Here is a 12,907-nt window from a genome sequence, read left to right on the forward strand (position 1 = left end):
CAGAGAGGTGGTATGGACACTCTGCAAAATCATTTATTGATCGCAATGCCAACACTGGAAGACCCCAACTTCCGGCGCAGTGTCACCTACATCTGTGAGCACAACGCCGAAGGCGCGATGGGCATAGTGATCAACCATCCGATGTCGGTGACAGTGGCCGATTTATTATCACAACTGCAAATTGAGTTTGACCCACAGAGTAAGGCGGCCAAAGCTCAGGTCTGTGCCGGTGGCCCGGTACAAAACGACAGAGGTTTTGTACTGCATTCGCCACAGGCGGGTTACGTCAGCAGCATGCAACTGAATAACGGCCTGATGGTGACTACGTCCAAGGACATACTGCAAAACCTGACCACCGCCGAAGGCCCGGCCCAGTTTATTCTGGCGCTGGGTTATGCAGGCTGGAGTGCCGGCCAGCTGGAGCAGGAAATTGCGGATAACAGCTGGCTGGTGATCCCGGCCGACAACAGGATTATTTTTGAGCTGTCACATGCTGAAAAATGGCAGGGTGCCACTCATCAACTGGGCATTGATGTCTGGCAAATTTCACCTCAGGCGGGCCATGCCTGATGAGCCAGACTGTAATTGCCTTTGACTATGGTACCAAAAGTATCGGTGTGGCTGTTGGTCAGAGCCTGACCGGCACCGCCTCGCCACTGAAAGCGCTGAAAGCCAATGATGGCATACCGGACTGGGGACAGATTGAAGCCCTGCTCAAGGAGTGGCAACCCGACTATCTGGTGGTCGGCCTGCCCCTCAATATGGATGGCACCGAACAACCGTTAACGGCCCGGGTGCATAAGTTTGTCAACCGGCTGCATGGCCGTTTTGGTGTGCAGGTGAAAACCCAGGATGAACGGCTGACGACAGTGGAGTCGCGCAGCCAGCTGTTTGCTGAAGGGGGGTATCGTAAACTCAGCAAAGATGCGGTCGACAGTCAGTCCGCCAAGCTGATTTTGGAAAGCTGGTTTGAAAACGGGGGCGCTTATGAGTAAGGCTCCCGCGCTGTTAGCTGCAGGCTTGTACCAACACTATAAAGGCCGCTACTACCAGGTGACAGACACAGTGCGCCATAGCGAAACCGATGAAGTGCTGGTGCTGTATCGGGCTTTGTATGGCGACTTTGGGTTGTGGGTAAGGCCCCTGGCCATGTTTACGGAACAGGTGCCAACCGATACAGGCACCAAACCGCGTTTTGCTTTTGTTTCTGCCGATATTCCTTCAGCGCTGCGTCAGCCATCACGCTGACGCGCTACTGCTGATCCGTTAATCCGGCAATAGTGACCCCCGACAGGCCACCAGCCCCGGTCTGCCCCCCCTGCAGCTTCATCATCAGCCGTAAGTCATTCGGCGAATCGGCATAATGCAGCGCATCGTTCTGGCTGATGTGGCCGGCCTTGTACAAGTCGTACAACGCCTGATCAAAAGTCTGCATTCCCAATTCACGCGACTTCGCCATCACCGCTTTCACCTCGCCAATATCGCCCCGCTTAATCAGCTCAGCGACCAGAGGTGAATTCAGCAGAACCTCAATAGCGGCCACTCTTTTTTTCCCATCCATGGTCGGCACCAGTTGCTGGGCAACAATGGCCCGCAGATTCAGCGACAAATCAAACAACAGCTTGCCGTGTTTTTCTTTGGGCACCAGATGCATAATGCGATCAATTGCCTGATTGGCGTTGTTGGCATGTAAAGTGGCAATACACAGATGGCCGGTTTCAGCAAAGGACAAGGCGTATTCCATTGTGTCCTGGCTGCGAATTTCCCCTATCAGGATCACGTCAGGGGCCTGGCGTAATGAGCTTTTCAGAGCAGCGTCAAAGGATTCAGTATCAATGCCTACTTCGCGTTGGGTCACCAGGCTAAGGCCATGCTCATGCACAAATTCAATGGGGTCTTCAATGGTCAGAATATGGCCACGGGCGTTTTGATTGCGATGCCCAAGCAGCGCCGCCAGCGAGGTGGACTTGCCCGCTCCCGTGCCACCAACAAAAAGCACCAGGCCACGTTTCGCCATAATAATGTCTTTCAGTACAGGGGGCAGGCCTAAATCATCGGCTTTGGGGATCGTAGTCACAATACGCCGCACCACCATACCCGCCTGATCACGCTGCCAGAATGCCGACACCCGAAAACGGCCCGCTTCATTGGCTATCGCAAAATTGCATTCCTTGTCACGTGCAAACTGCTGCTGTTGTTTCTCTGTCATCGCCGCCTTCACCAGAGCAAGCGACGCATCCGCTGTCAGAACCACTGCGTCAATCGGCTGCATTTCACCGTTAATTTTTGCCGACACCGGCAACCCCGCAGTGACAAACATATCGGAAGCGCCGCGGCTGACCATGGTGTGTAATGCATCAATCAGCTGCATAACTTACCTCGTAAATCCACCAAAACCGCTGCCAGTGCTGGCACCTATACCACCGGCTGAGCCAAAGCTGTTTTTATCCTGTGCTTTGGCCAACGCATCCTGATGACTGACCACGCCGCGGCTGACCAGATTCTGCAGGCACTGATCCATGGTCTGCATGCCATGCGCGGCGCCAGTCTGGATCACCGAATACATCTGGGCAATTTTATCTTCCCGGATCAGGTTACGGATGGCCGGCACGCCAAGCATAATTTCGTGGGCGGCCACCCGGCCACCGCCGTTTTTTTTCAGCAGCGTCTGGGATATCACCGCCCGCAACGACTCCGACAACATGGAACGCACCATGGCTTTTTCTTCGCCGGGAAAGACGTCAATAATACGGTCAATGGTTTTGGGGGCCGAGGTGGTGTGCAAGGTACCAAATACCAAATGGCCGGTTTCGGCGGCCGTCATCGCCAGACGTATAGTTTCCAAATCACGCATTTCGCCCACCAGTATCACATCAGGGTCTTCCCGCAGCGCAGAGCGCAGTGCATTGCTGAAGCTGTAGGTATCGCGGTGCACTTCGCGCTGGTTGATCAGGCTTTGTTTGTTCTGATGCACAAATTCAATCGGGTCTTCAATGGTCAGAATATGGTGATGTTTGGTTGCATTGATGTAGTCAATCATGGCCGCCAGTGTGGTCGACTTGCCGGACCCCGTCGGCCCTGTCACCAGCACCAGGCCACGTGGGTTCTCCGCTATGCTGCGAAACACGTCCGGGGCATTTAAGTCTTCCAGGCTCAAGACTGTGCTTGGGATAGTCCGAAACACGGCGGCAGCGCCACGGTTCTGCACAAATGCATTCACGCGGAAGCGGGCCAGCCCGGGCACCTCAAAGGAAAAATCACTTTCAAGCTTTTCTTCGTATTCTTTGCGTTGCTTGTCGTTCATAATGTCGTACACCAGCGAGTGCACCGCTTTGTGATCCAGCGCCGGAATATTCAGTTTGCGCACATCGCCGTCCACCCGGATCAGCGGCGGTACACCAGCTGACAGATGTAAATCCGAGGCTTTATGTTGCACACTAAAGGCCAGTAATTCGGTAATATCCATTTGCTTACTCCACACCTTAGACAGGATATGACAGACAACATAGCAGAAGCCCTGCAGCGGACCCAACAGGCAATTCAACAAATTCAGCGGCAATACAGCTTGCCTCATCGCGTCAGGCTGATCGCCGTCAGCAAAACCAAGCCGGCAGAGGCCATAGTCCGGGCCTATCAGGCCGGGCAACGCGCCTATGGCGAAAACTATGTACAGGAACTGGTCAACAAAGCCACTGAATTGCAGGCGCTGACGGAACTGGAATGGCATTTTATCGGCCCCATTCAGTCGAATAAAACCCGCGATATAGCCCGGTATGCACACTGGGTGCACAGTGTCGACCGGTTAAAAGTTGCTGAACGTTTATCAGCGCAGCGCCCGGCGGATTTGCCGCCTCTGCAGGTGCTGCTGCAAATCAATATCAGTGCCGAAGACAGCAAGGCGGGGGTCAGCCCGCACGACATGCCTGCGCTGGCACAAGCTGTTGCTAAACTGCCGGGGCTGGAACTGAAAGGGCTGATGGCGATCCCGGAACCGGGTTCAGGAAAAGTCACCTTTGCCCGCATGGCGGAGCTGTCAGCATTGCTGCAGCAACAGCACCCTCAGGCGACTGAATTGTCGATGGGAATGTCCGATGACTGGCCAGACGCTCTGGCTTGCGGCGCAACTATGATACGATTAGGCACAGCTATTTTTGGTGCCAGGGATTACCACAACAGATGAGAGATAACACAGTTGCCTTTATTGGCGCCGGCAATATGGCCCAGTGCATTATTGGCGGCATGGTCCGTCAGGGCTATCCGGCCGACAATATTATTGCGGCCAACCGCAGCCCGGACAAGCTGGACAAGTTGCAGCAGCAGTACGGCATTCAAATCACCACCGACAATCTGATAGCGGCACAAAAAGCGGATGTCATTGTGCTGTCGGTGAAGCCACAAATGATGGCGGAGGTCTGCCAACAACTGGCGACACAGGCACCAGAGTGCAAAGAGAAACTGTTTATCACAGTGGCGGCCGGTTTACCGGTCAGTCGCTACGAAGAATGGCTGGGACCGGTGCGGCTGGTGCGGGCCATGCCGAATACACCTGCGCTGGTCGGGCTTGGCGTCACAGGTCTGTATCCCAGCCGCTGCTCTGTGTACGAGCAGGCATTCACCCAGGACATGTTTGCCGGCACCGGTCAGAGCGTCTGGCTGGATAACGAAGCGCAAATCAATGCGGTGATAGCGGTGTCTGGCAGTGCACCGGCTTATTTTTTCTACCTGATGCAGGCGATGCAACAGGTCGGCGAAGAGCTTGGTTTTACCGCAGAGCAAGCCAAAGCCATGGTGGCGCAAACCGCGCTGGGGGCTGCCACTATGGCCAGTCAGACGCCACTGAGCTTTGAAGAATTACGGGCGCAGGTCACCTCCAAAGGCGGAACCACCCACGAAGCCATTGAAACTTTTAAACAACACAACCTTGAAACCACCGTAAAAGCCGCCATGATGGCTGCCATCAACAGAGCCGAACAAATGGCCAAAACTTTATAAGGCAAGTTATGACAGACGCATTATTTTTCCTGGTAAGCACTCTTATCAAACTTTATCTGATGGTGGTGGTGTTACGCCTGTGGTTACAGGCCGCCCGCGCCGATTTTTATAACCCGTTCAGTCAGTTTATTGTCAAAGCCACCAATCCGGCCGTCATTCCTCTGCGACGCTTTTTACCCAGCCTGGGGGGTTTTGACACCGGAACCTGGCTGCTGGCTTTTGTGATCTGTTTGCTGCATGTGTCACTGACACAGTTATTCCAGATGGGACAGCTCTATGTGATCTACCTGCCACTGGGGGCTTTGGTGCTACTGGTCACTGAAATACTTCAACTGGTGTTTTGGGTACTGGTGATCCGGGCCCTGTTGTCCTGGTTCAGCCAGGGCCGTAACCCAATGGAACTGGTATTGATGCAACTGACTGAACCGCTGCTGCGCCCGGTGCGCCGTGTGATCCCAAGCTTAGGGGGCCTGGATTTATCCGTGCTGGTGGTATTACTGGGCCTGCAGTTTGTGCAAATTCTGCTGCAAAGTCTGTTGCGTGGGTTCTAAAGGGTGCTGAAACCACTGCCCGGCGGCGGTTTTGAGCTGCGGCTTTATATTCAGCCAGGGGCCAGCCGGGATCAGCTTGTTGGCCTGCATGATGGTGCCATTAAAATTGCCATCAAGGCGCCGCCGGTCGATGGTAAGGCCAATGCCTATTTGCAACAATTATTGGCGGATTGGTTTGGTGTGCGTAAAAATCAGTTGCAGCTGGTCCGAGGCGAACTCAACCGGCAAAAAACCTGGCACGTGGCGCCACCTTGCCAGGTTCCGCCTGAATTCAGCCCATATCTGGAGGCGTTATGAAAACTTATCTGTTTACCATGCTATTGGCTTTGTCCTTATTCAGCACTGGAGTAACGGCTGAGCAGAAAAAAACCTTAGGGAATTGGGATGTCCATTACATGGCATTGGACAGCACTATGTTGGATCCGGCCATAGCCAAAACCTATGGTATTGAACGCAGCCACTTTAATGCCTTGCTGAATATTTCAGTGCTGGACAGCAGCAATCAGCAGGCCCAACAGGTGGAGCTCAGCGGTAAAGTACGGGATTTAATGGGTATAACCAGCGAGCTGAGCTTTAAACAAGTGACCGAAGGCAATGCCATTTACTATCTGGCCCAGTTGCCAGTGCGAAACGAGCAGCACCTGACGTTTCTTATTGATATCCGTCAGGGCACGACGCAACAGCAACTGCAATTCAGCCAGACTTTTTACACCGAATAAATGACGTGCTGCCCCTCGACTCAGGAACCATAATGCAAACTTTAGTACTGGCCACCAGCAATAAAGGCAAGCTGGCCGAATTGTCCGACTTACTGGCCCCGCTGCAATTTACCGTGCAACCGCAATCGGCCTTTGCCATCGACGATGCAGTGGAAGACGGCCTGAGTTTTATTGAAAACGCCATTCTCAAAGCGCGTCATGCCAGCCGCCTATCCGGTTTGCCAGCCCTGGCCGACGATTCTGGCCTGGCCGTGGATGCGCTGGGCGGTGCTCCGGGCATTTATTCCGCCCGTTATGCCGGAGCGCATGGCAACGACCTGGCCAATCTGACCAAACTGCTGGCCGATTTAAGCCAGGTTCCGTCAGGCCAGCGTCAGGCCCAGTTTCACTGTGTGTTGGCCTTTGTCCGCCATGCGGACGACCCGGTGCCACTGATTGCCCATGGCATCTGGCGCGGCCAGATTGCATTTGAACCACAAGGCAGCCATGGCTTTGGTTACGACCCGGTGTTTTTGCCGGATGACGCCCAAGGCACCGCAGCGGAACTGACGCCTGGGGAAAAAAAGCAGCTCAGCCACAGAGCCAAAGCCCTGAAGCTGCTGCTCAGCCAGTTACAGGCTGGCGCATGAGCCTGCAACTCCCCCCGCTGTCGCTGTATATCCACATCCCCTGGTGTGTACAGAAGTGCCCTTATTGTGACTTTAACTCTCACGCGGTGAAGCAAGGCATTCCGGAGCAGGAATACCTGGCGCATCTGCTGGCGGATCTGGAGCAGGATTTGTCCTATGTCCAGGGCCGGACCATTCACAGCATTTTTATCGGCGGCGGCACCCCCAGCACCTTCAGCGGCGACGCTATTCAGGCCTTACTGGACGGGGTGCGTCAGCGGCTTCAGCTCGCTGCCGACTGCGAAATCACCATGGAAGCCAACCCCGGCACCGTCGAAGCCGCTCGTTTTGCCGCTTATGTGCAGGCCGGGGTCACCCGCTTCTCTATTGGGGTGCAAAGCTTTCAGGCAGACCAACTGAAAGCCCTTGGCCGCATTCATAACAGTGATGAAGCCAAAGCGGCCGCCACACTGGCTCAGCAACTGCCGCTGCAAAGTTTTAATCTGGATTTAATGCACGGCTTGCCACAACAAAACGTCGACGGTGCCCTTGCGGATTTGCAGCAGGCTATAGCGCTGCAGCCACCGCATCTGTCCTGGTACCAGCTCACCATTGAGCCCAACACGGCTTTTGCTTCCCGCCCGCCCAAACTGCCGGAAGACGAAGCGCTGTGGGACATCCAGGAGCAAGGCCATGCGCTGCTGACTGCCCAGGGTTACCTGCAATACGAAACTTCGGCCTATGCCAAAGCTGGTTATCAGTGCCGGCATAACCTGAATTACTGGCGTTTTGGTGATTACCTGGGAATTGGCTGTGGTGCACACGGCAAAATTACCCTGCCTGAACAAAACGATATTGTCAGGACGGTAAAAATCAAACACCCCAAGGGCTATATGGATTTAAGCAAGGGCTACCTGGACAGCCGCAGCAGCGTAGCGCCTGAAGACCGGCCTTTTGAGTTTTTTATGAACCGCTTCCGTTTGCTCGAAGCCTGCCCGACAACAGATTTCACCAGTCTGACCGGTGTATCGCTCAGTGCTGTTGAACCAGCTTTGCACCAAGCCGGTGTTTTAGGTTTGCTCGCACTGCGAGACAACGAGTGGCAAATCACGCCCAAAGGCGTGCGTTACCTGAACGATTTGCTGGAACTCTTCCTCTGACCAGGATTAAAGCGCTGCCGCTATTTGGGCCGCCAGCGCTTTTAGCTCATCCATATTGCCCATTTCGGCCTGATGGCCTTTGAGCGCAAACACCGAACCCGGCAGTAAATGAAAATGCGCATGCGGCACTGTCTGGCCAATACCCGCACCATTTTGCTGAAACAGCGTAATGCCCGGGGCATCCAGCGCCTGGATGATCGCCTTACCAACTTTTTGCACTGTGTGCATACAGGCCAGGCTCGCTTCAGCTGACATTTCAAACACTGTGACCGCCGGCTCTTTCGGGATCACCAGCACATGGCCACGAATTTGCGGCATGATGTCCATAAAGGCCAATGTCTGCTCATCTTCATACACTTTAAAGGCCGGAATTTCACCACGCAAAATACGGGCGAAAATATTGGTGTCGTCATAATTCTGTTGCATTGATTACCTCCAATCATACGAGCCTTTAGCTTACCGCAGCCTGGCCAGCTCTGAACAGACAAGGCTTGAAACAAAGCGCTGCAGATGGTGTAGTAACACCAGAATGACAACAATCAGGATGATCCAATGAAACACCATGCGCTTGCGGCAGCTATCGCTGTCGCGCTACTCAGTGCCTGCAACCCGACCACTCCCCCCAAGATTGAACAGCCAACAGCGGCAGAACAGAGTGTGGCTTTAAAATCCGAAAACGAAAAAGCCGACGCCTTGTTTGACGCTATTTTTGATGAGCAGGTGGCGACCAGCCCGGAAACGCAAACTTCATTAGGCCAGAAAACCAACTACGACCAGTGGGACGATTTATCCGACCGGCGCCGTCAGGCGGATCTGGAGATGGCCAGGCAACAGCTGCAGCGCCTCTCTGCGCTGAATGTGGAAAGCCTGGACAGCCAGCGTCAGCTGAGTTTACAGCTGCTGCAAAGCCAGTTGCAGCAGCAGCTGGACGCCGACCGTTGGCATTTGTACAGCTACCCGGTCAATCAGATGTACGGTGTGCATTCCAATGTGCCGGATTTACTGATCAACCAGCACCGCATTGATAACGAAGCCGACGCCAAAGCCTATATTGGCCGGTTGAAAAACGTGTTGCCTTATTTCAAACAACTGCAACAGCAATTGCAGATCAGAGCTGACGCCGGCATTCTGCCACCGAAATTTGTATTCGCTCATGTCATTGGCGCCAGCCGAAATATTATTACGGGAGCCCCTTTTGATGGAGGTGCCGACAGTACCTTACTCGCCGATTTTCGCAGCAAAGTGCAAAAACTGGACATGGAACAAAGCGCGAAAGACTTGCTGGTGAAAGAAGCCGAGCTGGCACTGACCGGCAGTGTGGCCCCAGCCTATCAGAACCTGATAGCCTATCTGACCGAGCTTGAAAAAGTGGCCGGCACTGAAGATGGCGTCTGGCGCTTTAAGGAAGGCAATGAGTTTTATGCCTACCGGCTGAAAACCATCACCACCACCGATTACAGCGCCGAAAAAATTCATCAGCTGGGTTTGTCTGAAGTAGCCCGTATTCATGGTGAAATGAAAGCCATTATGCAAAAGACCGGCTTTCAAGGTGATTTGCCGCAGTTTTTCGCCTTTATGCGCGACGATCCGCGGTTTTATTACCCGGACACCGCCGAAGGCAAAACCGCCTATCTGGCCGAAGCCACCCGGGTGATTGACGATATGAAAGGCCGGCTGGACCAGCTGTTTCTGGTGAAGCCCAAAGCCGATCTGGTGGTCAAAGCCGTCGAGGCCTTCCGTGAACAATCGGCAGGCAAGGCCTTTTATCAGCCTCCCGCAGCCGATGGCAGCCGCCCTGGAACCTATTACGCCAATCTGTACCGGATGAATGGCATGCCCAAATACCAACTGGAAGCGTTGGCGTACCATGAAGGGATCCCCGGTCACCATATGCAAATTGCGATCGCGCAAGAACTGGAAAATGTGCCCAAGTTCCGCCGTTTTGGCCGTTACACCGCTTATATCGAAGGCTGGGGTTTGTACACTGAGCTGCTGCCTAAAGAGATTGGCCTGTATCAGGACCCCTACTCCGACTTTGGCCGTTTAGCCATGGAGCTGTGGCGCGCCTGCCGTCTGGTGGTGGATACAGGCCTGCATGACAAAAAGTGGAGTCGCGAGCAGGCCATTGCGTACTTAAAAGACAATACCCCCAACTCGGAAGGCGAAGCCATTAATGCCATTGAGCGGTATATAGTGATGCCGGGTCAGGCAACGGCTTACACCGTCGGTATGCTGAAACTGCTGGAACTGCGGGAAAAAGCCAAAACCGCATTGGGCGAAAAATTCGATATCCGCCAATTCCACGATGTGGTGTTAAAAAACGGTGCTTTGCCTTTGGATACACTGGAGCTGATGATCGATCACTATATCAGGACCAACCAAAGCTAAACTGCTGAAAATACCAGCAAACCGTTCTGTGGCAGGGGCTGTGCATTTGCATTAAGCCCCTGTTTTTCTTATGCTGAGGACAGTTTTTGCCGTCTCAGACGGCCAGCAGTCGGAAGCTCCTATGATTGAACTGCATCAGTACTGCCCCGAACAACAGCAATGGCAAATCGGTGATTTTGCCACTGTGCGTTTGCCTTTGCTGCAAGGCAGCCGATTCTGGATCAATCTGACTGATGCCACAGCGCTGGAACAGCAGCAGGTGCTGGAGCTGTTCCGTATTCACCCTGTCATTGCCGAAGATTTTTTACGGGACCGCCATCCCCCCAAACTGGACACCAGTAATTCGTTTCAGTTACTGATTTTGCGTGGTTTTGCTGCCACAGATTTCTCAGATTACCCCGGTCACTGCCAACTGAACCTGTTGTTTAATGAGCAGGTGATGCTGGTAAAGTTTTACAGTCAGGCACCAGCGCCACACATTCTGTTGCCCTTCAGCACGCTCAAAGGCCTGGATACCAAAGGCTGGGTTAAACAGTGCATTTATGCCGTCTCGGCGTCTTACTTACATAAACTGATCCAGTTTGAAGAGGAACTGGGGGATCTGGAAGATGCGATGCAAAGCAACGGCAATGATCAGCGGATGGCGCAGATCATGAAATTTCGCTCTGTTTTTCGCAAAATAGACCGAAACCTCGCTTATCAGAAAGATATCTTTGCCGACCTGCTGTACGAAGAGGACGACAGCCATCCGTTCCGGCTCTTGTTTGAACGGGTGGAACTGCGTGATTTTTATGAAAAATTCGAACGGCTGCACAGCATGGTGCAAATGTACTATGACCAGTTGTCCGATTTAGTCGACGGCTATATGTCGACCTCGTCGCACCAGATCAACGAAAAAATGAAGGTGCTGACCATTTTAACGGCGGTTTTTGTGCCACTGACCTTTATCGCCGGTGTCTATGGCATGAATTTTAAGTACATGCCGGAACTTGAAACACAGTGGGGCTATCATCTGACCCTGGCCGTGATGCTGGGGGTCGCTGTGGGATTGTTGGTTTGGTTTAAGGTTCGCCGGTGGTGGTAACAGCCCAAGGAGTTGCAGATGGTCGAAAATACACCGCTGGATATTCAGGAAATTGTCCGCGACAGTTTTGATGAAAACGAAACAGAGCAGTTAGCCGAACGGCTGGAAGAGCTGGAGCCGGAAGAAATTGCCTTTGCCCTGGAAGCCATGCCGCTGGAGCAGCGTCTGGCCACCTGGCTGACCTTATCGAACGAGCAACAAATTGAATCCCTGACTTATATGCGGGTCGACGCCAGGGTCAATATTTTCCGCCAGCTTGATACTGACCAGCTGCAGACACTGGTCGCGGAAATTGATGTCGATGACCTGATTGAACTGCTGGATGAACTGCCAGACCATATCTACCAATACGCCTGTTCGCGGCTGGATTTGCAGGAAAAGCAATGGCTGGACCAGGCACTGACCTACGATGAAGAACAGTGTGGTCGTTATGCCGACCATGACGTGCTGATCCTGTCAAAAAACGCCAAAGTGCGGGACGCAGTGCGTTTGTTTACCAAAGTTGAGGAAGACGCTGAATACCAGGAAGCGCTGTTTGTGGTGGACCGCACCGGCCGTTATGTCGGGCTTTTGCATGGCATTCGTTTATTAGGCAAACCCAATCATTTGCCTGTGGTTGAATTTATTGACGATGAGGCACCTGTGGTGCGGGGCGCGATGGACCTGAACGAAGGATCCGACATGGTCGCCCGCTCCGGGTATAGTGCGTTGGCGGTGCTGGATGAGGAAGACAAGCTGCTGGGCCGTTTGTCTATCGGCGAAGCGCTGGAAAACGTGCGGCGCAGCCTGGAAAGCCAGTTTATGCATACCGCAGGTTTAGGCGAAGAAGAAGACTTGTTTGCCCCGGTGATCCAAAGCGCCAAACGCCGGGCATTATGGCTGGGTATTAACCTGCTGACAGCCTTCCTCGCGGCCTGGACCATAGGCCTGTTTGAAGCCACCTTGCAGCAGGTGGTGGCGCTGGCGGTTCTGATGCCCATAGTGGCCTCTATGGGCGGTATTGCCGGCAGCCAGACCTTAACCCTGATTATCCGCGGCCTGGCACTGGGGCAAATCACGCCACAAACCTACTGGACCTTGTTTCGCAAAGAATTGAGTGTCGGTGCAATGAACGGAGCGCTCTGGGCCCTGGTGATAGCCGGCACCACTTACCTCTGGTTTGGCGACTGGATTATTGCTGCAGTGATAGCAATGGCCATTGTGATTAATATATCCGTGGCCGCCTTGTCTGGGGTGGTGATCCCGGTCTGGCTGGAAAAAGCCAAAATTGACCCTGCCTTGTCGGGTTCGGTCATTTTAACCACTGTCACAGACGTGATTGGTTTCTTCGCGTTTCTTGGTTTAGGCTCGTTATTTTTACTGTAATTTTTCAGGCACTTGCTGATAAATCCCCTTGGCCCCACTA

Annotated in this window: 16 protein-coding genes; 13 read left to right on the forward strand and 3 right to left on the reverse strand. The window is 53.5% G+C overall.

The window, feature by feature from the left end:
• Positions 1-12: 12 nt before the first annotated feature.
• The 3 genes from WKJ04_RS02060 to WKJ04_RS02070 are packed head-to-tail and all read left to right on the forward strand — an operon-like array spanning position 13 to position 1,248.
• Positions 13-570: a YqgE/AlgH family protein gene (locus WKJ04_RS02060; RefSeq protein WP_337878883.1), complete on the forward strand. Its 558-nt coding sequence runs from the start codon at positions 13-15 to the stop codon at positions 568-570.
• Entirely contained in the window at positions 570-995 is a 426-nt protein-coding gene (gene ruvX / locus WKJ04_RS02065; RefSeq protein ID WP_337878884.1) for a Holliday junction resolvase RuvX, read from the forward strand. The genes WKJ04_RS02060 and ruvX overlap by 1 nt, the downstream gene beginning before the upstream one ends.
• The gene (locus WKJ04_RS02070; protein WP_337878885.1) at positions 988-1,248 is read left to right on the forward strand and encodes a DUF1653 domain-containing protein; all 261 of its coding nucleotides are present in this window, start codon (positions 988-990) and stop codon (positions 1,246-1,248) included. Before ruvX ends, WKJ04_RS02070 begins: the two co-directional genes overlap by 8 nt.
• A 4-nt stretch (positions 1,249-1,252) precedes the next feature.
• Here WKJ04_RS02070 and WKJ04_RS02075 read toward each other — a convergent pair whose 3' ends face one another.
• Positions 1,253-2,371 carry a PilT/PilU family type 4a pilus ATPase gene (locus WKJ04_RS02075; protein ID WP_337878886.1) on the reverse strand — a complete coding sequence of 373 codons (1,119 nt, stop codon included), beginning with the start codon at positions 2,369-2,371 and terminating at the stop codon, positions 1,253-1,255.
• Positions 2,372-2,374: 3 nt separating this feature from the next.
• Positions 2,375-3,466 carry a type IV pilus twitching motility protein PilT gene (locus WKJ04_RS02080; protein WP_337878887.1) on the reverse strand — a complete coding sequence of 364 codons (1,092 nt, stop codon included), beginning with the start codon at positions 3,464-3,466 and terminating at the stop codon, positions 2,375-2,377.
• Between the two features lie 27 nt (positions 3,467-3,493).
• Between WKJ04_RS02080 and WKJ04_RS02085 the strand changes: the two genes are divergently transcribed.
• From WKJ04_RS02085 to hemW, 7 genes are read left to right on the forward strand one after another with little or no spacing between them, the layout of a single operon-like run.
• Complete coding sequence (locus tag WKJ04_RS02085) at positions 3,494-4,180, forward strand: YggS family pyridoxal phosphate-dependent enzyme (RefSeq protein ID WP_337878888.1); 687 nt, start codon at positions 3,494-3,496, stop codon at positions 4,178-4,180.
• Entirely contained in the window at positions 4,177-4,992 is an 816-nt protein-coding gene (gene proC / locus WKJ04_RS02090; protein WP_337878889.1) for a pyrroline-5-carboxylate reductase, read from the forward strand. The genes WKJ04_RS02085 and proC overlap by 4 nt, the downstream gene beginning before the upstream one ends.
• An 8-nt stretch (positions 4,993-5,000) precedes the next feature.
• On the forward strand, positions 5,001-5,543 hold the full coding sequence (locus tag WKJ04_RS02095; protein ID WP_337878890.1) for a YggT family protein: 543 nt from the start codon (positions 5,001-5,003) through the stop codon (positions 5,541-5,543).
• 3 nt (positions 5,544-5,546) lie between these two features.
• A complete protein-coding gene (locus WKJ04_RS02100; RefSeq protein WP_337878891.1) occupies positions 5,547-5,840 on the forward strand; it encodes a DUF167 family protein in 294 nt (97 codons plus the stop codon).
• Positions 5,837-6,262 (forward strand): DUF4426 domain-containing protein, encoded by a 426-nt coding sequence (locus WKJ04_RS02105; RefSeq protein ID WP_337878892.1) that lies wholly within the window; start codon positions 5,837-5,839, stop codon positions 6,260-6,262. Before WKJ04_RS02100 ends, WKJ04_RS02105 begins: the two co-directional genes overlap by 4 nt.
• A 32-nt stretch (positions 6,263-6,294) precedes the next feature.
• Positions 6,295-6,891, forward strand: coding sequence for an RdgB/HAM1 family non-canonical purine NTP pyrophosphatase (gene rdgB / locus WKJ04_RS02110; protein WP_337878893.1), 597 nt, complete (start codon positions 6,295-6,297; stop codon positions 6,889-6,891).
• Entirely contained in the window at positions 6,888-8,030 is a 1,143-nt protein-coding gene (gene hemW, locus WKJ04_RS02115; protein ID WP_337878894.1) for a radical SAM family heme chaperone HemW, read from the forward strand. The genes rdgB and hemW overlap by 4 nt, the downstream gene beginning before the upstream one ends.
• Before the next feature lie 6 nt (positions 8,031-8,036).
• Here hemW and WKJ04_RS02120 read toward each other — a convergent pair whose 3' ends face one another.
• A complete protein-coding gene (locus tag WKJ04_RS02120; protein ID WP_337878895.1) occupies positions 8,037-8,456 on the reverse strand; it encodes an HIT domain-containing protein in 420 nt (139 codons plus the stop codon).
• Positions 8,457-8,582: 126 nt separating this feature from the next.
• On the opposite strand from WKJ04_RS02120, the gene WKJ04_RS02125 reads away from it, so the two are divergent.
• The 3 genes from WKJ04_RS02125 (at position 8,583) to WKJ04_RS02135 (ending at position 12,867) form a co-directional block, all read left to right on the forward strand.
• On the forward strand, positions 8,583-10,418 hold the full coding sequence (locus WKJ04_RS02125; RefSeq protein WP_337878896.1) for a DUF885 domain-containing protein: 1,836 nt from the start codon (positions 8,583-8,585) through the stop codon (positions 10,416-10,418).
• Between the two features lie 70 nt (positions 10,419-10,488).
• Complete coding sequence (locus tag WKJ04_RS02130; RefSeq protein ID WP_337878897.1) at positions 10,489-11,502, forward strand: magnesium transporter CorA family protein; 1,014 nt, start codon at positions 10,489-10,491, stop codon at positions 11,500-11,502.
• An 18-nt stretch (positions 11,503-11,520) separates the two neighbouring features.
• The gene (locus WKJ04_RS02135) at positions 11,521-12,867 is read left to right on the forward strand and encodes a magnesium transporter (RefSeq protein ID WP_337878898.1); all 1,347 of its coding nucleotides are present in this window, start codon (positions 11,521-11,523) and stop codon (positions 12,865-12,867) included.
• Positions 12,868-12,907 lie beyond the last annotated feature (40 nt).

The organism is Rheinheimera sp., assembly GCF_037442345.1.
In the GTDB taxonomy this organism is placed as follows: Bacteria; Pseudomonadota; Gammaproteobacteria; order Enterobacterales; family Alteromonadaceae; genus Pararheinheimera.